At 69.9% G+C, this 20,148-nt stretch carries 15 protein-coding genes; 9 read left to right on the top strand and 6 right to left on the bottom strand.

Going from position 1 to position 20,148, the window contains the following annotated elements; all coding sequences use genetic code 11:
* The 3 genes from ACWD3I_RS31560 to ptsP all read left to right on the top strand — a co-directional run.
* Nucleotides 1-222 (top strand): hypothetical protein (locus tag ACWD3I_RS31560; protein WP_365405919.1); only part of this gene is annotated, 222 nt, incomplete at its 5' end.
* Nucleotides 223-464: 242 nt separating this feature from the next.
* Nucleotides 465-914, top strand: a complete 450-nt coding sequence (locus tag ACWD3I_RS31555; RefSeq protein ID WP_365405917.1) for a PTS sugar transporter subunit IIA — start codon at nucleotides 465-467, stop codon at nucleotides 912-914.
* 79 nt (nucleotides 915-993) lie between these two features.
* Complete coding sequence (gene ptsP / locus ACWD3I_RS31550; RefSeq protein WP_365405914.1) at nucleotides 994-2,664, top strand: phosphoenolpyruvate--protein phosphotransferase; 1,671 nt, start codon at nucleotides 994-996, stop codon at nucleotides 2,662-2,664.
* Nucleotides 2,665-2,733: 69 nt separating this feature from the next.
* On the opposite strand, the gene ACWD3I_RS31545 is transcribed toward ptsP, so the two are convergent.
* Nucleotides 2,734-3,627, bottom strand: coding sequence for a hypothetical protein (locus ACWD3I_RS31545; protein ID WP_365405911.1), 894 nt, complete (start codon nucleotides 3,625-3,627; stop codon nucleotides 2,734-2,736).
* A gap of 133 nt (nucleotides 3,628-3,760) precedes the next feature.
* On the bottom strand, nucleotides 3,761-5,728 hold the full coding sequence (locus ACWD3I_RS31540; RefSeq protein ID WP_365405908.1) for an acetoacetate--CoA ligase: 1,968 nt from the start codon (nucleotides 5,726-5,728) through the stop codon (nucleotides 3,761-3,763).
* Between the two features lie 213 nt (nucleotides 5,729-5,941).
* Here ACWD3I_RS31540 and ACWD3I_RS31535 point away from each other — a divergent pair, with 213 nt between their 5' ends.
* Nucleotides 5,942-8,308, top strand: a complete 2,367-nt coding sequence (locus ACWD3I_RS31535; protein WP_365405905.1) for a glycoside hydrolase family 31 protein — start codon at nucleotides 5,942-5,944, stop codon at nucleotides 8,306-8,308.
* Between the two features lies 1 nt (nucleotide 8,309).
* On the opposite strand, the gene ACWD3I_RS31530 is transcribed toward ACWD3I_RS31535, so the two are convergent.
* Together ACWD3I_RS31530 and ACWD3I_RS31525 are read right to left on the bottom strand one after the other, a co-directional pair.
* A complete protein-coding gene (locus ACWD3I_RS31530) occupies nucleotides 8,310-8,846 on the bottom strand; it encodes an NUDIX domain-containing protein (RefSeq protein WP_365405902.1) in 537 nt (178 codons plus the stop codon).
* 47 nt (nucleotides 8,847-8,893) lie between these two features.
* The gene (locus ACWD3I_RS31525; protein WP_365405899.1) at nucleotides 8,894-9,703 is read right to left on the bottom strand and encodes a M15 family metallopeptidase; all 810 of its coding nucleotides are present in this window, start codon (nucleotides 9,701-9,703) and stop codon (nucleotides 8,894-8,896) included.
* 98 nt (nucleotides 9,704-9,801) lie between these two features.
* Between ACWD3I_RS31525 and ACWD3I_RS31520 the strand changes: the two genes are divergently transcribed.
* From ACWD3I_RS31520 to glpK, 5 genes are all read left to right on the top strand, one after another.
* Nucleotides 9,802-10,230, top strand: coding sequence for a Zn-ribbon domain-containing OB-fold protein (locus ACWD3I_RS31520; RefSeq protein WP_365405927.1), 429 nt, complete (start codon nucleotides 9,802-9,804; stop codon nucleotides 10,228-10,230).
* The gene (locus ACWD3I_RS31515; RefSeq protein WP_365405924.1) at nucleotides 10,227-11,417 is read left to right on the top strand and encodes a lipid-transfer protein; all 1,191 of its coding nucleotides are present in this window, start codon (nucleotides 10,227-10,229) and stop codon (nucleotides 11,415-11,417) included. The genes ACWD3I_RS31520 and ACWD3I_RS31515 overlap by 4 nt, the downstream gene beginning before the upstream one ends.
* Nucleotides 11,418-11,539: 122 nt before the next feature.
* Nucleotides 11,540-13,192, top strand: a complete 1,653-nt coding sequence (locus ACWD3I_RS31510; protein WP_365405897.1) for a GGDEF domain-containing protein — start codon at nucleotides 11,540-11,542, stop codon at nucleotides 13,190-13,192.
* 314 nt (nucleotides 13,193-13,506) lie between these two features.
* Nucleotides 13,507-14,232, top strand: coding sequence for an MIP/aquaporin family protein (locus ACWD3I_RS31505; RefSeq protein ID WP_365405894.1), 726 nt, complete (start codon nucleotides 13,507-13,509; stop codon nucleotides 14,230-14,232).
* Between the two features lie 22 nt (nucleotides 14,233-14,254).
* Nucleotides 14,255-15,766: a glycerol kinase GlpK gene (gene glpK / locus ACWD3I_RS31500; protein ID WP_365405891.1), complete on the top strand. Its 1,512-nt coding sequence runs from the start codon at nucleotides 14,255-14,257 to the stop codon at nucleotides 15,764-15,766.
* 99 nt (nucleotides 15,767-15,865) lie between these two features.
* On the opposite strand, the gene ACWD3I_RS31495 is transcribed toward glpK, so the two are convergent.
* Complete coding sequence (locus tag ACWD3I_RS31495) at nucleotides 15,866-16,474, bottom strand: GTP-binding protein (RefSeq protein ID WP_046262093.1); 609 nt, start codon at nucleotides 16,472-16,474, stop codon at nucleotides 15,866-15,868.
* On the bottom strand, nucleotides 16,455-20,087 hold the full coding sequence (locus ACWD3I_RS31490; protein WP_365405887.1) for a hydantoinase B/oxoprolinase family protein: 3,633 nt from the start codon (nucleotides 20,085-20,087) through the stop codon (nucleotides 16,455-16,457). Before ACWD3I_RS31490 ends, ACWD3I_RS31495 begins: the two co-directional genes overlap by 20 nt.
* Nucleotides 20,088-20,148: the final 61 nt, after the last annotated feature.

Raw genomic sequence — 20,148 nt, 5'->3', positions numbered from 1 at the left:
AAAGGAACCTCATCTACGACCATCACGGCCGGAGACGGGGTATCAACTAATCTGGCGTTGATTTTTGGCACGCTGTTGAGTTCTCAAGGAACGGAAGCTTCCTTTGTACTCACCCTCTCGGGCTTTCCTCCGGGCTTCCCTTCGGTGTTCCAAACTCTATCAGTGTTTTTCCAGCCCCCTGACCACTCTCCTGCGGACATGCAGAAGGTGACCCCGAGATAGGATCTGACGAGTTTGGGTGCTGCTGAGCAAGGACGCTTACTAGCGCCGCTCGACCTCAAGCAGGAGTACGACAGTACACGCGGCCCTGAAGCGCGTGCAAATCGATTGGACTGGTGGTCTAGACCACTACGCGGTATCTTCCATGCGGAACCGTCAGTTCATATGACATACGCTGCTCACAGTGCGCCGTCCAGGACAGGCAGTGACGACGCATATCGATCTCCACCCCTGGGAGGTTTCCCATGACCACCGTGACGTCCCCACTGGCAGGACGCGCCATCGGACTGGCAGCTGTGCCCGATCCGGTCTTCTCCGGGGCCATGGTCGGCCCGGGCACGGCGATCGACCCCGTGCGCGAGGCCTCTGAGGCTGTCGCGCCCGTTGACGGAGTCATCGTCTCGCTCCACCCCCACGCCTTCGTCGTTGTCGACGATCAGGGTCACGGTGTGCTCACTCACCTGGGTATCGACACCGTCCAGCTCAACGGCGAGGGTTTCGAGCTGCTCGTGAACAAGGGCGACACCGTGACGCGCGGTCAGAGCATCGTGCGCTGGGACCCGGCCGCCGTGGAGGCTGCCGGCAAGTCCCCGGTCTGCCCGATCGTGGCGCTCGAAGCCACGGCCGAAGCACTCTCCGAAGTGCGTGACGACGGCGATGTGAAGGCCGGCGACAGCCTCTTCGCCTGGAAGTGACATCCACTCCGTCCTGGGACGGCAAGTAGTGGCAACCATCGCGGCGGCGGGACCCGCCGCACTATCGGAGACGGGTGAGATGGAGACAACGCTGCGAGGCGTCGGCGTGAGCCATGGTGTGGCGATCGGCGAGGTTCGGCACATGGGGACGGCGGTTCTGGAGCCGCCTGCCAAGCAGATCCCGGCTCAGGACGCGGAGCGTGAGCAGGGGAACGCCCGCAAGGCAGTAGAAGCTGTGGCGGCCGACCTGATGGCGCGCGGCAATCTGGCCGGCGGCGAGGCACAGGCGGTGCTCGAGGCCCAGGCCCTGATGGCCCAGGACCCCGAGTTGATGGCCGATGTGGATCGGCGTATCGCCGTCGGCAGCACGGCGGAGCGGGCTGTGTACGACGCGTTCGCCGCGTACCGCGAGCTGCTGGCGGGTGCCGGTGAGTACCTCGCAGGACGCGTCGCGGACCTCGACGACGTGCGGAATCGTATCGTCGCCCGCCTGCTCGGGGTGCCTATGCCGGGCATTCCGGACAGCGATGAACCGTACGTCCTTGTGGCGCGTGACCTCGCACCCGCTGACACGGCTCTGCTGGACCCCACTCTGGTGCTCGGCTTCGTGACCGAGGAGGGCGGGCCGACCAGCCACAGCGCGATCCTGGCGCGGGCACTCGGTGTCCCCGCCGTTGTGGCGCTGCCGGGTGCCGGCGAGCTCGCCGAAGGCACCGTGATCGCCGTGGACGGCAGCACCGGCGACATCTTCGTGAATCCGAGCGAGGAGAAGAAGGCACAGCTGGAGGCTGCCGCCGCCGAGCGCAAGGCCGCGCTCGCGGCGTCGACCGGGCCGGGTGCCACGGCCGACGGCCACAAGGTGCCGCTGCTCGCCAATGTCGGCGGTCCTGCGGACGTTCCGGCCGCTCTCGAGGCTGGTGCGGAGGGTGTCGGTCTCTTCCGTACCGAGTTCCTCTTTCTCGACGACAGCAAGAACGCTCCCTCCGAGGAGAAGCAGATCGAGGCCTACCGACAGGTTCTCGAGGCGTTCCCCGAGGGTCGTGTCGTCGTACGTGTGCTGGACGCGGGTGCGGACAAGCCGCTCGAGTTCCTGACGCCGGGTGACGAGCCGAACCCGGCGCTGGGTGTGCGGGGTCTGCGGACACTGCTCGACCACCCGGACGTGCTGCGTACGCAGCTGACGGCCCTGGCGAAGGCCGCTGAGGGGCTGCCGGTCTACCTCGAGGTCATGGCTCCGATGGTGGCGGACCGTTCGGATGCCAAGGCGTTCGCCGACGCGTGCCGTGAGGCGGGGCTGCGGGCGAAGTTCGGCGCGATGGTCGAGATTCCGTCGGCCGCCCTTCGGGCGCGTTCGGTTCTGCAGGAGGTCGAGTTCCTGTCGCTGGGGACGAACGACCTCGCGCAGTACACCTTCGCCGCTGACCGTCAGGTGGGTGCGGTGTCCCGACTGCAGGATCCTTGGCAGCCGGCTCTGCTCGACCTGGTCTCGCTGTCCGCCGAGGCGGCGAAGGCCGAGGGCAAGAGCTGTGGTGTCTGCGGTGAGGCTGCGTCCGACCCGCTGCTGGCGTGTGTGCTGACCGGTCTGGGCGTCACTTCCCTTTCCATGGGTGCGGCGTCGATTCCTTATGTGCGGGCGACTCTGGCGAAGTACACGCTGGCTCAGTGCGAGCGTGCCGCGGCGGCCGCTCGGGCGGCGGACAGTGCCGATGAGGCGCGCAACGCGGCTCAGGCGGTGCTTTCCGGCGAGTAGTCGGCCGTAATCAGTCGTTGGTGCTTCTTGAGGGGCGCTTCACCTGCGGGTGGGGCGCCCCTCCTGCATTCAGTGGTGGTGTCCCGGCGTAGAGCCGTCCGGTCCGAGGTCGGGCGGTACGCAGTAGTCGACGCCGGATTCCGGTGAGATGAGGTCGCCGGATTCGATGTCGGTGCAGTACGCGTCGAAGACCTCGCCCGCGGTGAGGGGTTCCAGTCCTTCTCCGCGCAGGCGCCAGCCGTAGATGCGGTCGGTGGTTCCGGGAACGCTGGTCCGCATGACGAGTCCGCCGGGGGTGTGGGTCGCCAAGCCGAGAGCCAGGACCGTGGCGAATTCGAGGGCTTCGCCCTCGTCGAGTTGCGTGGTGCCGTCAGCGTTGATGTCGGCGTGGAGGACGGAGACGAGTGTTTCCGGTGTTGCCGTGACGCTGCAGACGAGGTGCCGGTTGCCTGGATGGGCCGTGTCGAGGATGCGGACGAGAAGGCCGGAGGCTCGGGCGAAGGCGGCTCGGCCGATGTCCTCACCACAGGAGGCGCAGGCGCCGAGGCGTGCCAGGAGTGTGGAGGCGTACTCCCAGGTGGCTTGCCGTACTGCTTCGTCGATCAGGTCGGGGACGAGTTCCGCCAGGGGGCGTCCGTCGTACGGGATGGTCGGGCCCGTGGCGGCGAGTTCGGCGGTGAAGCGGGTGCGACTGGAGGGGATGTCGGGTTCGAGGCCGGTGTCGGCGCAGTAGTCGGCGTACTCCTGTGGGTCGAAGAGGGCTACTGCGGTGTGGGTGCCCTGGGAGGCGCGGGTTTTGAGGAGTTCCTCCACCTGTTGGAGATAGAGGGAGTGGTCGTCGAAGGTGAAGCTGCGGTAGCTCCGCATGCTCCGGAAGTCGTGCTCGTCGGTGAGCAGGCCGATGGTGCCGGCGATCTCGCGGCGCAGAACGCGTCGCATGGTCTGGTGGTCGGTGTGCGCCATGTTTCCCCCTGTGCGCTGTCGATCAATGCTCACTCACAGTAACCGGGGGCACTGACAACGAGGGCTGGGCAGGGTGGTGGGCGATGCCGACGCAGTGTGATGGCGGCTCTGCCTGCGTCGGCGGCCGCGTCGGTCAGGCGCGCTTGCGGGCCAGGTCCTCGTAGAAGTGAAGAAGGTCGAGGTTGTCGATGGAGCCCGCGTTGACGGCCTTGTCGAGGGGGGTGCCCTGGAGGAGGCGCTTGACGGGGACTTCGATGCGCTTGCCTGTGAGCGTGTGCGGGACGCCGGGGACTTCGATGATTTCGTCGGGGATGTGCCGCGGGGAGAGCTGTTCGCGGATGGTCTGCTTGATGCGGCCGAGCAGGGTCTCGTCGAGGACGGCCCCGGGGGCCAGGTGTACGAAGAGGGGCATCCAGTAGCCGCCGTCGGGCTGTTCGATGCCGATGACGAGCGATTCCTTGATCTCGGGGAGGCGTTCAACGGCTTCGTAGATGTCGGCGGACCCCATGCGTACGCCCTGGCGGTTGAGCGTCGAGTCGGAACGGCCGTGGATGACGACGGAGCCGCGGGAGGTGACGGTGATCCAGTCGCCGTGGCGCCAGACGCCGGGATAGGTGTCGAAGTAGCTGTCGTGGTAGCGGCTGCCGTCGGGGTCGTTCCAGAAGTGGATCGGCATCGACGGCATGGGGTTGGTGACCACGAGTTCGCCGACCTCGTCGGTGAGGGCCTTGCCGCTGGGGTCCCAGGACTGCAGGTCGGTGCCGAGGCCGGCGGCCTGGAGTTCGCCGATGTGGACGGGGAGGGTGGGTACGGCGCCCGCGAAGCAGGAGCAGACGTCCGTGCCACCGCTGACCGAGGCGATCCAGAGGTCGTCGTGGACCTCGTCGTGGAGCCAGCGGAAGCCGTCGGGCGGCAGCGGTGATCCGGTGGTGGCCACGCACTGCACCGAGGAGAGGTCGAAGTCGCGGCCGGGGTGCACGCCCGCCTTGCGACAGGCCATGACGTACGCGGCCGAGGTGCCGTAGAGGGTGGCCCGGGTGCGTTCGGCGATGCGCCATTGGGCGCCGGTGTCCGGGTACCCGGGGCTGCCGTCGTAGAGGACGATCGTGGTGCCGATGAGGAGGCCGGAGACGAGGAAGTTCCACATCATCCAGCCGGTCGACGTGTACCAGAAGAAGCGGTCGTCGGGGCCGAGGTCGCAGTGCAGGCCGAGTTGTTTGAGGTGCTCGACGAGGATGCCGCCCTGCGACTGGACGATGGCCTTGGGAAGGCCGGTCGTGCCGGAGGAGTAGAGCACCCACAAGGGGTGGTCGAACGGCACCTGCTCGAAGGTGGGTTCGACGTCACCGCTCGTGAGGGCCGCCCAGTCCAGGGCGCCTTCCGGGGCGTCGGTGCCGAGGAGGGGGATGTGGACGACGGCACGCAGGGTGGGCAGTTCGTGGCGGAGTTCGGCGACGGTGTCGCGACGGTCGTGCTCCTTGCCGCCGTAGCGGTAGCCGTCGACGGTGAACAGGACGACGGGTTCGACCTGCTGGAAGCGGTCGAGGACGCTGCGGGCGCCGAAGTCGGGGGCGCAGGACGTCCAGACCCCGCCCACCGCGGCTGTGGCGAGGAGGGCCACGACGGCCTGCGGGATGTTGGGGAGGTAGCCACTGACGCGGTCGCCGGGGCGTACGCCGAGGGTACGCAGCTCGGCGGCGAGGGAGCCGACCTGGCGGCGCAGTTCGGACCAGGTGACGGGGCGTGGTTCGTGGGTCTCGTCGACGTGCAGGAGGGCCGGTTCGTCCGCGCGGGTGGCGGCCGCGCGGAGCGCGTGTTCGGCGTAGTTCAGGGTCGCCCCGGGGAACCACTGGGCGCCGGGCATCGAGCGGTCGCCCAGTACGCGCGCGTAGGGGGTCGAGAAGCGTACGTCGAACCATTCCGTGACGGCTTTCCAGAAGGTGTCCAGCTCGTCGACGGACCAGCGGTGCAGGGCGGGGTAGCCGCCTTCGGCCGGGGCGCCGTGGTGCTCGGCCGCCCAGGCGTGGAATCTGGTGACCTGCGCCTGTGCGATGCGTTCCGGATCTGGCTGCCAGAGCGGCTGGGGGTTCACGGTCGACATGGGGCGGCTCCCGGACTGTGCGCGTCGTGTGCGTCTCCCGCGCACGGGCTGGGGTGTGCGCGCGACGCGGATGACACGGACGATGCCATGTGATCGACTTCCACACCAGGGCGCGCCCCACATAGTCCGTGTCGTGAAGATGTGGTCCCGGCACGGGTGAACGGCAGTTGAACGACACACGCGTGTGGGGCGGTCAGTGGCAGGGTGAGCAGCATGAACGGTCGTGACCTGGTGCGTTCGATAAAGACGGTCGGTTCGGCGGGGGCGGCCCAGGGGTTGCGTTCCGTACGGGCCTCGTGGCGTATGCGGCGAGCGGATGCCGCCGGGCTGCCGCCGCGGGGGGCCGAGCGGGCTCGGGTGCCCGGGCCGGTGCGGGATGTGGAGCCGGGGCCCGGCGGCGGGGTCGTCCGGTTCAGCCGTTCCGAGCTGCGGATCACGGTCATGGTGAACGGGGCGGTCTTCTGGGGCTGGGACGGCGCGGGTCCCGAGCCGTCGTACGCGCTGGCGGGGCGCTGTCCTGAGCCGGATCCACGGGCGGTGCTGGAGCCGGACAAGGACGGCGGCTGGCGGGTGGTGGCCGAACGGGCGACGGTCGTCGTCTCGCGGCACGGTGCGATCGAGGTGCGTACGCCCGGTGGAGTGACCGTGCGCCGGGATCTGCCGCCGCGATGGTGGGAGCCGGTGGGCGGTGGTACGGCGCGCTGGATGCAGCGGTCGGAAGTGCCTGCGGACGCGCGCTTCTTCGGGCTCGGCGGGCGGGCTTCGGGGCCCCGGCTGAGGAACGGGACGTACCGGTTGTGGAACACCGATCCCGGCGGGTCCTTCGGTCCCGCCGACGATCCGCTGTACATCACGATGCCGGTGCAGTTCGTGGTGTCCGACGCGGCCACGCATCTGGCGTTCCACGACACCTCGTGGGACGGGACGGTGACGTTGCGCGAGGGCGAGGAGGGTGCCGGTTCCGGGCACGACCGGGCCGGTACGTGCGAGCTGCGGATGACCGGGGGTCCGCTGCGCTGCTGGGTGATGGTGGGCACCCCCGCACGCGTGCTGCTCGCCTGGGCCTCGCTCACCGGTGCGCCGGCGCTGCCGCCTGCCTGGGCACTGGGGCACCATCACGCGCGGTGGGGGTTCGGGAGCGAGCAGGAGGTGCGGCGGATCGTCGCGGGCTACCAGGAGCGCGGCCTGCCGCTGGACGCCGTCCACCTGGACATCGACCACTATGACGAGCACGAGGTGTTCTCTGTCGACCAGGAGCGCTTCCCCAAGCTGCCCCAGCTCGCCGAAGAACTGCGGCGGGACGGGATCCGGCTGGTGTCGATCGTCGACCCGGCGGTCGGGGCCGAGCCGGGCAACGCCGTGTTCGACAGTGGTGTCGCCGAGGACGCGTTCGTACGGGACGCGTCTGGGCGGCTCGTACGGGGAGTCGTCTGGCCCGGCGACGCGGTCTTCCCTGATTTCACGCACGCGCGTGTGCGTGAGTGGTGGGGTCGCCTCTATGAGGAGCGGCTCGCTCAGGGGTTCTCGGGCTTCTGGCACGACATGAACGAGCCCACCTCGTTCGCGGCCTTCGGGGAGTCGACCCTGCCGCGTTCGGCCCGGCATCAGCTGGACGGGCAGGGCGGTGACCATCGCGAGGCGCACAACGTGTACGCGCTCTGCATGGCCCGGGCGGGGTACGAAGGCGTGCGGGAACTGGCTCCCCTGGAGCGCCCGTTCGTGTTCTCACGGTCCGGGTGGGCCGGCATGCAGCGCTATGGGGGAACGTGGTCGGGTGACGTGGCCACGGGATGGCCGGGGCTGCGGGCGTCGCTGTCGCTGGTGATGGGTCTCGGCCTGTGCGGGGTGCCCTATTCGGGACCGGACGTGGGCGGCTTCGACGGGAGTCCGTCGCCCGAGCTGTATCTGCGCTGGTTCCAGCTGGGCGCGTATCTGCCGTTGTTCCGTACGCACGCGAGTCTGCGGGCGGGGCGCCGGGAGCCGTGGGAGTTCGGTCCCGAGGTGCTGAAGCACGCGCGCGTGGCTCTTCTGGAACGCCGGCGGATGCTGCCGTACTTCGTGACGCTGGCGCATCTGGCGAGGCGTACGGGAGCGCCGTATGTGCGGCCGTTGTGGTGGGGGGCGCCCGAGGACCGGGCGCTGCGTCACTGCGAGGACGCGTTTCTGCTGGGCGACGGTCTGCTGGTGGCGCCGGTGCTCGATCCGGGAGCGGACCGGCGTGCGGTGCAGCTGCCGCGGGGGCGCTGGTACGACACCGTGACGGAGCGGGCGTATCAGGGGCCGGGGCAGGTCCTCGTGGACGCCCCCTTGTCGCGGATCCCGGTGCTCGCGCGCGCGGGTGCCGTCCTTCCCGTGCGCGGGGAGGACGGCGGGCTCGAGCTGGAGGTGTGGGCGCCGGCCCGGGGACGGACCGGCGGGGGGCTGGTCGTGCCCGACGCGGGTGACGGGTGGGACGAGCCGGAGATCGAGCGGTATGTGGCCCGCTGGCAGGGCCGGCGGGTGGTCGTCGAGAGGGAGGGTGAGGACGGCGTGAGTGCGCCGCCTCACCCGGTGCGTGTGCGGGGGCTCGGGGAGCGCTAGGTCAGATGTACCGGCCCTCGAACCAGGCCCGTACGGCACGTGTGTGCAGGGGGAAGGCCAGCTCCTCGGGCCTGCGCAGGAGATGCCAGCCCGCCGTCTCGTCCGTCGCGGCGGAAGTGGGCAGGCCCTCTGCCGGGCGTTCCGGAAGGGATCCGAACAGCAGCAGGTGGCCGTCGGGCGAGCTCATGGCGTCGACGAGGCGTACGTCGCGGCTCGCCGCGTCGATGCCGGTCTCCTCCTTGAGTTCACGGACGACGGCCTGGCGCCAGTCCTCCCGGTCGTCGATGTAGCCGCCGGGCAGTGCGATGCCGCCGCGCGCGGGGGCGATGGTTCGGGTGATGACGACAAGGGCGGCACCCTTGGTGTCGTACACCGGCTGGAGTGCCACCGCGACGGGCAGCGGGTTGCGGTAGGCCACGGTGGCGCAGGCGGGACAGGTGCGGGGCCAACCGGAGACGCCCTCTCCGTAGGGCGCTCCGCAGCTCGAACAGTGGGAGTCGGGCGCGGAGTTGGGGGTGGGGTGTTGAGTTTCGGACACGCGGCGGACTGTATCCGATCACAGGAAGGGCGTCTTCCGGGGGCTGCTCAGTGTTTGCTCGTGAGGGACTTCCAGGACACCGGGAAGTCGAAGAAGGTGTCCGGGTAGAGCTCCGGCTTGAACGTGTAGTGCCACCATTCCTCGGCCAGATTCACGAAGCCGAGGTCTTCCAGAGTGGTCTTGAGCAGGAGCCTGTTGTCGCGTTGTGCGCCCTGGATGCCGGGGTCGAGGGTGTGGGAGAGGGTGTCGAAGCAGTCGAATCCGGTGCCCATGTCGACGGAGTTGTCGGGGAAGCGCTGACCCTGGGGCGCGTAGCAGGGAACGAGGGTTTCTCCAGGGTGGTAGGGCCGTGTCGGCTTCGCGGGGAGCTTCACGATGGTGAGGTCCATGGTCGAGCCGCGGCTGTGGCCGGACTTCTCGGCGATGTAACCGTCCGTGAAGAGACGGGTCTTGTCGACGTTCGGGTAGAACTCGGCCTTCATGGCCTGGTCGTCGAGGTCCTTGGCCCAGCGGACGAAGTGATCGACCGCGCGCTGGGGTCGGTAGCAGTCGTAGACCTTGAGGGTGTAGCCCTGCCGGAGCAGCTTCATCTGGGCCTGGTGGAGGGCCTCGGCGGCGGGTTCGGTCAGGATACAGATCGGCTGCGCGTAACCGTCGATGCGTTCCCCCACGAAGTTGTGCGGGGTGAAGTAGCGCATCTCCTGGATGATCGTGGGGTCCACGGTTCTCAGCGCGACGAAGTCCTTCGGCGCCTTGGGTTCCGGTGTCGCCCGGGCGGTCGTGGCGGCGGTGGTCACGGTCAGCAGGGCGGCGAGCGTGGTGACCAGGCCGCGTACTGCGCTGGAGAGTCGTGTCATGTCTCTGCCTCTGCCCATCTCCGGCCTCCCGTGACACACTTCTGACGTTCCGTCAGATCCTATGCCCGGGAGGAACTGTGTCACGTGCGCGAACGCCCGTGGTGGCTGGTTGGTTCGCCGGTGAGGAGGACGACTTCCATCTCCTCGGCACCCGCTGTTCGGCCTGCGCCTCGGTCTTCTTCCCTCGCGAGGACACCCACTGCCGCAATCCCGCGTGCCCCGGGGGCGAGCTGGAGGAGGCTTCGCTGTCGCAGCGCGGGCGGGTGTGGTCCTACACGGACAGCCGGTACCGACCTCCGTCACCCTATGTGACCGATCCGGAACTTCCGTGGGAGCCTTACGCGTTGATCGCTGTGGAGCTGGAGGCCGAGCGGATCGTGGTGCTGGGACAGGGGGTTCCGGGGCTCGCTGTCGCCGATCTGGCGGTGGGCATGGAGGTGGAGATCGTTCCCGGTGTGCTCCATGAGGACGCGGAGACGGTGTGGACGACGTGGCGGTGGCGGCCGACGACGGGGGTGACGGCATGACGGGTGAGGTGGCGGTGCTCGGTGCGGGCATGCACCCGTGGGGCAAGTGGGGTCGAAGCTTCGTCGCGTACGGAGTGGCGGCGGCCCGCGCGGCGCTCACCGATGCCGGGCTGGACTGGCGGGACGTCGGTTCGATCGTCGGGGCGGACACCGTGCGTGGTGGCTATCCGGGGTATGTGGCCGGGGCGACCTTCGCGAAGGCGCTGGGCTGGCAGGGAGCCCGGGTCACGAGCGTGTACGCGGCGTGCGCGTCGGGAGCGCAGGCCGTCAACACCGCGCGGGCGCAGATTCTTTCGGGGCTCGCGGACGTGGTGCTCGTGGTGGGTGCCGACGCAGCGCCCAAGGGGTTCTTCCGGCCGGCGGGCGGCGATCGGCCCGACGATCCGGACTGGCTCCGGTTCCGCGTCCTCGGAGCCACCAATCCGACGTACTTCGGGCTGTACGCGCGCAGGCGGATGGCTGTGCACGGGGATACACCGGAGGACTTCGCGCAGGTCAAGGTGAAGAACGCCGCCATGGGAGCGCTCAATCCGAACGCGCGCTACCGCAAGCGGGTCACCGCCGAGGAGGTCGCCGCCTCCGCCGTGGTCGCCGATCCGCTCCGGCTGCTCGACATCTGCGCGACCTCGGACGGCGGGGCGGCTGTGGTGCTGTCCAGCATGGAGTTCGCGCGGCGGCACGGGACGGCGGAGCCGGTGCGGATCCGGGCGGTGTCGACGGTGACCCCGCGATACCCGAGCACCGTGCTGGATCTGCCCGACATCGCCACGGACTCCGCGGTGGCGATGGAGCGCGGCGCCGACACATTCCGGGAGTCGATCGCCCGGGCCGCCTATGAGGAGGCGGGTGTCGGGCCCGAGGACGTATCCCTCGCCGAGGTCTACGACCTGTCCACCGCCCTGGAGTTGCAGTGGTACGAGGACCTCTGGCTGTGCGGCGAGGGTGAGGGGGCGAAGCTGCTGCGGGAGGGCGCGACGACTCTGGGCGGGCGCATACCCGTGAATGCGAGTGGCGGGCTGGCCTCCTTCGGGGAGGCGGTGCCGGCGCAGGCGATCGCCCAGGTGTGCGAGCTCACCTGGCAGTTGAGGGGTGCGGCGGGTGACCGGCAGGTGGCGGGGGCGCGGGTGGGGATCTCGGCGAACCAAGGGCTGTTCGGGCACGGTTCGGCCGTGGTCGCGGTGCGGTGAGGCTCATCGGGCCTCCGAGCGGGGCAAGGGCTTTCCCGTACGCTCCGTGACCGCTCGGGAATCCTGCGTGAACGTCTCATGAACTGCGCTCGGGCGGGCGCCCGCGGCGCCATCATGCTGCCGTGCACTCCTGGACGGACACTCTCCGCTTCGCCTTCCAGCCGGTGGTCAACCTGACGACGGAAGGGGTCGCGGCGCTGGAGATACTCGCCCGACCGGAGACCGGCGACATCCTGGCCGAGGCCCGCCGCGATCCGGAACTCGACGGCAGACTGGCCGTGTCGGCGGTCCGGGCGGCGGCGCGCAGGGAGACGCTGCTGCCATTGCACGTCAACGTGTTCGCCGGCACCCTCGCCGACCTCGGCGGGCTCACCCCGCTGCACGCCGCGGTGCGTGCGGCGGGCAGGCTCCCCTGGGAGGTGACGATCGACGTCGGGCCGCCGTACACGCATGTGCCGCAGCAGGCGCTGCTGGAGGCGGTGGGCGCGCTGCGCGGTCAGGGTTTCCGCATCGGCGCGGACGGCGTCGGGGACGGGGACGTACCCCTGCGACTGCTCACCGACCTGGCGCCCGACCTGGTGAAGCTCGACGCCTCGCTGCTGGCCCGGCCCGCGGCGGTGCGGGCGATGCGGACGCTGTGCGACCAGTTGGGGGCGCTGCTGTCGGTCGAGGGCGTGGAGACCGAACTGCAGTGTGCGGCCGCGGTGTCGGCGGGTGCGCAGCTGGCACAGGGCAACCTGTTCGCTCCCCCGGCCCGGCTGCCCGCCGCGGACGTGTACGTTCCGCCCCGCTCCCCCGGTGCCGCCGCACCGTCGCGGTCGGGGCCGTCGGTTCGGCAGTTCGTACGGCCCGCCGCGCTGCTGGCCGCCACCGCGTCCGCGGGCCGTGTGCGGGCGCTGCTGACCGGGTCGCCGGAGGTGTCCGGGGTACTGCTCGTGGACGCGCACGGGGTTCCGGTCCGGTCGGTGCACCGCTCCCGCTTCCTGCTGTCGATGTCGGGGCGCTACGGGCACGCCCTCTACGCCGATCGCCCCGCCGCCAAGCTGGGCGATCCGCCGCGCACGGTGGGCATCGACGCCACCGCGTGGGAGGTGCTCGACGTGGTGGCGGTCGGTGACCGGGACCGCACCTCGGACGACGTGGCCGTCGTCGACCGGTACGGACGGTGCGTCGGCGTCGTACGTCTCACCGACCTCGTACGGGCGTTGGCCGAGTCCCGGGTGGAGGAAGCCGCCGGTCTCAGTCCGCTGACGCGGCTCCCCGGTTCGGACGCGATCACCGGTGAGGTGGACCGGCGGATCGCGGACGGGAGGACGTTCGCGCTGAGTTGGCTGGACGTGGACCACTTCAAGCAGGTCAACGACGGAGCCGGGTTCGCGGCGGGCGACGAGTTGATCCGGTCGGTGGGGCGGGCGCTGCAGCATGCGGCATCGGGCAGCACTCACGTGGGTCACATCGGTGGGGACGACTTCCTCGTGCTGGCCGATCCCGACGGGCTGGAACCGGTGGCCGCCTCGGTGCTGGACGCGCCCTGGTCCGCGGGCGGGCATCCGGTGTCGTTGTCCCTGGCCACGGTGTTGTGTACGCCGGGCAGCGTCACGGACCACCGGCAGGCCGCGGCCTGGCTGGCGCCGCTGAAGAAGGCCGCGAAGTCGATCGGTGGGGCGAGTTGGGTGCTGGGCCGTGCCGGGCTGCCCGGGCACGAGGTCCGGCGTGGGGCGGAGGCGTCCTCCGCGACCGCGGGATGCGGGGTGGCGGAGCCCGGCCCGGGCTGAGCGGCTCGCCACGAAGCGGGCTCGTGCCCACAACCGTTGCCGTCCGCATCCTTGACGCCCCCTGGACACCGGTGAACACTTCCGATGTCAGTCGACATCGTCGTACATTCTCGGCGTATCCACGCACTGCGCTGCGCGGGCCCCCAGAAGTCAAGGTCCGTTCCCCCACGGGCGATTCGGCTGCAACGGCACGCTCGTCACGGACGCCGAGCGGGGCGCGGGATCTCCCTGCCTTCGGCTGAAGTCGCCATGGGAAACGCACCCTGCACGGAGGACCGGGGTCGATCACCCCGGGCCAGGGCCTAGGAGCCGCCATGAGCAATGGAGACGTATTTCTCGGTGAGATCATCGGGACCGCGATCCTGATCCTCTTCGGCGCGGGAGTGGTCGCCGCCGTCGTACTGAACTATTCGAAGGCGAAGGACGCGGGCTGGGTGGTCATCGCGTTCGGATGGGGTTTCGGCGTGCTGGCCGGGGCCTACACCGCCGCACCGCTGTCCGGCGGCCACCTCAACCCGGCGGTGACGCTCGGGATCGCCATCGACACGGGCGACTGGGACCAGGTCCACATCTACATCGCCGGCCAGATGGTCGGCGCCGTCCTCGGCGCGGTCCTGTGCTGGCTGACCTACTTCGCCCAGTTCCAGGCCAACGCCGAGGAGGACAAGGCGCAGCCGACGCTGGGGATCTTCTCGACCGCGCCGGCGATCCGCAATCCCGTGGCGAACCTCATCACGGAGATCATCGCGACCGTCGGCCTGGTGCTGCCGATCCTCGCCTTCGGTCTGACCGAGGGTCTCGGTACGTCGGGCACCGCGATTCTGATCGTCGCGTTCCTGGTGGTCGGCATCGGTCTGTCGCTCGGCGGGCCCACGGGGTACGCCATCAACCCGGCCCGTGACCTGGGCCCGCGCATCACCCACGCCTTGCTCCCGATCCCCAACAAGGGCACCTCGGACTGGGGTTACGCGTGGATCCCGGTGGTGGGGCCGCTGATCGGCGGAGCTCTGTCCGGGGTCATCTTCAACGCAGCGTTCTGAAGCATCCGACGAAGGGGACGTCATGACGGACAAGTTCGTCGCCGCGATCGATCAGGGCACCACCTCCAGCCGTTGCATCATCTTCAACCAGGACGGCGCCATCGTCGCCGTCGACCAGCGCGAGCACCGGCAGATCTTCCCCAAGCCCGGCTGGGTGGAGCACGACGCCACCGAGATCTGGTCCAAGGTGCAGGCGGTGGTGGCCGGGGCGGTCGCCAAGGCCGGGCTGCGCGCCGACCAGCTCAGCGCGCTCGGCATCACCAACCAACGCGAGACGACGGTCCTGTGGGACCGCGCCACGGGCAAGCCCGTGCACAACGCGATCGTGTGGCAGGACACCCGCACCGCGGCGCTGACCAAACAACTCGGCGGCTCGGACGGGCAGGACCGCTTCCGTGAGCAGACCGGGCTGCCGCTGGCCACGTACTTCTCCGGGCCGAAGGCGGCCTGGCTGCTCGACAACGTGCCCGGGCTCCGCGCGCGGGCCGAGAACGGTGAGATCGCCTTCGGCACCGTCGACTCCTGGCTGATCTGGAACCTCACCGGCGGCACGGACGGCGGACGGCACGTCACGGACGTCACGAACGCCGGCCGCACCATGCTGATGAACCTCGAGACCCTCCAGTGGGACCAGTCCATCCTCTCCGCGATGAACATCCCCGAGGCGGTCCTGCCCGAGATCAGGTCCTCGGCCGAGGTGTACGGCACCGCTGTCGGCCAACTCGCCGGTGTGCCGGTCGCCTCGGCCCTCGGCGACCAGCAGGCGGCCGTGTTCGGACAGGCCTGCTACGACGTGGGCACGGCGAAGAACACCTACGGCACGGGCAGCTTCCTGCTGCTCAACACCGGCAACCGTCCGGTGCCGTCGAAGAGCGGGCTGCTCACGACGATGGGGTACAAGATCGGCAGTGAGGCGCCGGTCTACTGCCTGGAGGGGTCCATCGCCATAACGGGCGCGCTCGTCCAGTGGTTCCGGGACCAGCTCGGCATCATCCGTACCGCCGACGAGATCGAGCCGCTGGCGGCGGGTGTCGAGGACAACGGCGGGGCGTACATCGTGCCCGCGTTCTCCGGTCTGTTCGCGCCCTACTGGCGTTCCGACGCGCGCGGTGTCATCACCGGGCTCACCCGGTACGTGACGAAGGCACACCTCGCGCGCGCGGTGCTGGAGGCGACGAGCTGGCAGACGCGGGAGGTCGTGGACGCCATGTTCCAGGACTCCGGGGTGCACATCACGACCCTGAAGGTCGACGGCGGCATGACCAAGAACAACCTGCTGATGCAGCACCAGGCGGACGTACTCGATGTGCCGGTGGTCCGCCCGAAGGTCTCCGAGACGACCTGCCTGGGCGCCGCCTACGCGGCCGGGCTGGCCACGGGTGTGTGGAACGACCTGGACCAGCTCAAGTCGCACTGGCAGAAGGACGTCGAGTGGACGCCCGCCATGGAGTCCTCGGTGCGGGACCGTGAGTACCACAACTGGCGCAAGGCCGTGGAGAAGAGCTTCGGCTGGCAGGAGGACGGGGAGAACTAGCGGCACGCGTGCGTGCGCTGCAACGACCGCACGCGCGCGTGGTGCTCATGAAACGCGGCCCGTACCCCGGTCGGCGGGGGTACGGGCCGTATCCGTGGGTCAGGTCGTGACCGCGGTCTGGCGACGCTCCGCCGCGTAGGCCATCGCGTGCCGGACCACGCCGATGAGGACCTCCTTGACCGACGCGCGGTCGCGGGCGTCGGTCAGCAGGAGCGGTACGTCCTCATCGAGGTCGAGGGCCTGGCGGACCTCCTCGACGGGGTAACGGGCAGAGCCCTCGAAGCAGTTGACGCCGATCACGAAGGGGATGGAGCGCCGCTCGAAGTAGTCGACGGCGGCGAAGCAGTCCTCCAGGCGGCGGGTGTCGGCGAGCACGACGGCACCGAGCGCACCCTCGGAGAGCTCGTCCCACATGAACCAGAACCGTTCCTGCCCGGGCGTCCCGAAGAGGTACAGCACCAGGTCCTCGCGGAGCGTGATGCGCCCGAAGTCCATGGCCACGGTGGTGGTGCTCTTGCTCTCGACACCGCTGATGTCGTCGACCGGGCGTCCTGCCTCGGTGAGCAGTTCCTCGGTGCGCAGCGGCCGGATCTCGCTGACCGCGCCCACGAGCGTGGTCTTGCCCACGCCGAAGCCGCCGGCCACCAGGATCTTGAACGTGACGGGCTCGACCGGGGGCTTGCCGCGCTCAGAACGCCCGAAGATCATCGGTCTCTTCTCCTGCTTGGTGGGGGTGGGGCGACGGTGGGCCGTAGCCTCCGCCGCCGGGGGTTTCGATGACGAGTACGTCGCCGGGGCCGACGTCGGCCGCGCCGCTCCCGCCGAGGTCGGTGACCGTGCCGTCCGCGCGCTCCACGCGGTTGGCGCCCAGCGCGCCGGGTGCGCCGCCCGCCATGCCGTACGGCGGTACCCGGCGGTGCTGGGAGAGGGTGGAGACGGTCATGGGCTCCAGGAACCGGATACGGCGCACCGCTCCGTCCCCACCGCGCCACCGCCCGGCGCCTCCGCTGTCCTGCCGTACGGCGAACTCGTCGAGCCGGACCGGCAGTCGCCACTCCAGGACCTCGGGGTCGGTGAGGCGCGAGTTGGTCATATGGGTCTGGACGACGGGCGCGCCGGGAAAGCCGTCGCCCGCTCCGGATCCGGAGGCGACGGTCTCGTAGTACTGGTGGCTGGCGTTGCCGAAGGTGACGTTGTTCATGGTGCCGGAGCCCTCGGCCTGGACGCCGAGCGCCGCGTAGAGGGCGCCGGTGATGGCCTGGGAGGTCTCGACGTTGCCGGCGACGACGGCGGCCGGCGGCTGCGGCGCGAGCATGGAGCCGGGCGGCACGACGATCCTCAGGGGTCGCAGACAGCCGTCGTTGAGGGGGATGTCGTCGGCGACGAGGGTCCGGAAGACGTACAGGACAGCCGCGTTGACCACCGCGAAGGGGGCGTTGAAGTTGCTGTCCAGCTGGCCCGAGGTGCCGGTGAAGTCGACAGTGGCGGAGCGGTTGTCGCGGTCCACGCGCACGCGTACGCGGATGACGGCGCCCGAGTCGGTCTCGTAGGCGTACTCGCCGTCGTCGAGGGCGTCGATGACCCGGCGTACGGCTTCCTCGGCGTTGTCCTGGACGTGGCGCATGTACGCCTGGACGACATCGAGGCCGAAGTTCTCGATCATGCGGGCGACTTCGTCGACGCCCTTCTGGTTGGCGGCGATCTGGGCGCGCAGGTCGGCGAGGTTGGTCCGCGGGTTACGGGAGGGATGGCGCGCCTCGGTGAGGAGGCGGCGGGTCTCGTCCTCGCGGAAGCGGCCGTTCTCGGCCAGCAGCCAGTTGTCGAAGAGGACTCCCTCCTCCTCGATGGTGCGGCTGTTCGCGGGCATGGAGCCCGGTGCGATACCGCCGATCTCGGCGTGGTGACCGCGGGAGGCGACGTAGAAGAGGAGCTCCCGGTCACTCTCCGTGCTTTCGGTGTCGAAGACCGGGGTGATCACCGTGACGTCGGGCAGATGGGTGCCGCCGTGGTACGGGTCGTTGACCGCGTAGGTGTCCCCCGGCCGCATCCCGGCGGCGCGCCGCCGGATGACCTCCTTGACGCTGGTGCCCATCGAGCCCAGGTGGACGGGGATGTGCGGGGCGTTGGCCACCAGGTTTCCGTCCGGGTCGAAGAGGGCGCAGGAGAAGTCCAGGCGCTCCTTGATGTTGACGGACTGGGCCGTGGATTCGAGGCGGGCGCCCATCTGTTCGGCGATGGACATGAAGAGGTTGTTGAAGACCTCGAGACGAACCGGGTCGGCTTTCGTGTCGAGATCGGAACTCTCCGTAACCGCCGTGCGTTCCATGACCAGATGCCCGTCGTCTCGCGAAACGGTCTGCCAGCCGTCGTCGACGACGGTCGTCGCACCGGCCTCGGTGATGATCGCGGGGCCGGTGACCATCTCGCCGGGCGGCAGGTCCTCGCGGCGGTGGAGGGGTACGTCGCGCCAGGTTCCGCCCGTGTGGAGGCGGACGGTTCCGGGAGCGGCGGTGCGGCCCTGGTAGGGGGTCAGGGCCGAGAGATCGGGGGGTTGTGTGATGCCGGTGGCTTCGACGGAGAGGGCTTCGACGACGATCGGGCGGTCGAGCGTGAAGGAGTACGTGGCGCGATGACGTGCTTCGAAGATCTGGCGCATCTCGCCGGGCTCGGTCAGCTCGACGGTGAGAGTGGTGTCGGTGCCGTCGTAGCGGAGTTGGGCGCGTCGGGTGATGCGGATGCGGTCGTCGGGGACGTCCTCGGCGAGGAGTTCGGCGCGGGCGGCGCTCTCCAGGTCGTCGGCGGTCTTGAGGACGCCCGGCATCGCGGCGGCCTCCAGGGGGGCCTCGACGGACTGTTCCCTCATGGCGGTGGTGTCGGCGAGGCCGATGCCGAGTGCGGACAGAACACCGGCCATGGGCGGCACCAGGACGGTCCGGATGCCCAGCGACTCGGCCACCATGCACGCGTGCTGCCCGCCGGCACCACCGAAGGTGGTGAGGGCGTAGCGGGTGACGTCGTGGCCCTTCTGGACGGAGATCCGCTTCACGGCGTTGGCGATGTTGGCGACCGCGATCTGGAGGTACCCCTCTGCGACCTGCTCAGGCGTGCGCTCGTCGCCGGTCCGCTCTCCGATCTCGCGCGCGAGGGCGGCGAAGCGGTCGCGGACGAGTTCCGCGTCGAGGGGCTGGTCGCCGTCGGGCCCGAACACCTTGGGGAAGTGGGCGGGTTGGATGCGGCCGAGCATGACGTTGGCGTCGGTGACGGCCAGCGGGCCGCCTCCGCGGTAGCAGGCGGGGCCCGGGTCCGCGCCCGCCGAGTCCGGCCCTACGCGGTAGCGGGAGCCGTCGAAGTGGAGGACCGAGCCGCCGCCCGCCGCGACGGTGTGGATGTCGAGCATGGGGGCGCGCAGCCGGACGCCGGCGATCTGTGTGGTGAAGACGCGTTCGTACTCGCCGGCGAAGTGGGAGACGTCGGTGGAGGTGCCGCCCATGTCGAAGCCGATGACGCGGTCGAAGCCGGCGAGTTGCGACATCCGGGCCATGCCGACGATCCCGCCGGCGGGACCGGACAGGATGGCGTCCTTGCCGCGGAACTGGCCGGCCTCGGCGAGACCGCCGTTGGACTGCATGAACATCAGCCGTACGCCGTGGAGTTCGTCGGCGACGTGCTGCACGTACCGGCGCAGCACGGGCGAGAGGTAGGCGTCGACGACGGCGGTGTCCCCGCGCGGGATCAGCTTCATCAGCGGGCTGACCTCGCTGGACAGCGAGATCTGCGGGAAGCCGATCCGGGCGGCCAGCTGTCCCACGGCCTGTTCGTGGGCGGGGTGGAGGTGGCTGTGCATGCACACGACGGCGACCGCGCGGATCCCGTCGTCGTACGCCTCCTGGAGAGGACCGGTGAGGGCGTCCAGGTCGGGGGCGCGCAGGACGGTGCCGTCGGCGGCGATGCGCTCGTCGACCTCCACGACCCGCTCATGGAGCAGCGCGGGGAGTTCGATGCGGCGGGCGAAGATGTGGGGGCGGTTCTGGTAGGCGATGCGCAGGGCGTCGCGGAAACCGCGGGTGACGATCAGGAGGGTCCGCTCGCCCTTGCGTTCCAGGAGGGCGTTGGTGGCGACGGTGGTGCCCATGCGGACGGCTTCCACGGGGTCCTGGGAGCCGTTCAGCAGTTCACGGACTCCGGTGACCGCCGCGTCGGAATAGCGGGCCGGGTTGTCGGAGAGCAGTTTGTGCGTGAGCAGTCGGCCGTCCGGGCGACGCGCGACGATGTCCGTGAAGGTGCCGCCCCGGTCGACCCAGAACTGCCAGCCTGTCGTCACGTCCGTCTCCCCGATCGCGCTGTTCGGCACCGTATCCGCAGAGTGGCGGCAGACCGTCTGC

This window comes from Streptomyces sp. NPDC002817 (assembly GCF_053592055.1).
The sequence above is the reverse complement of the archived record's forward strand: the minus strand, read 5'-3'. Positions and strand labels throughout refer to the sequence as shown.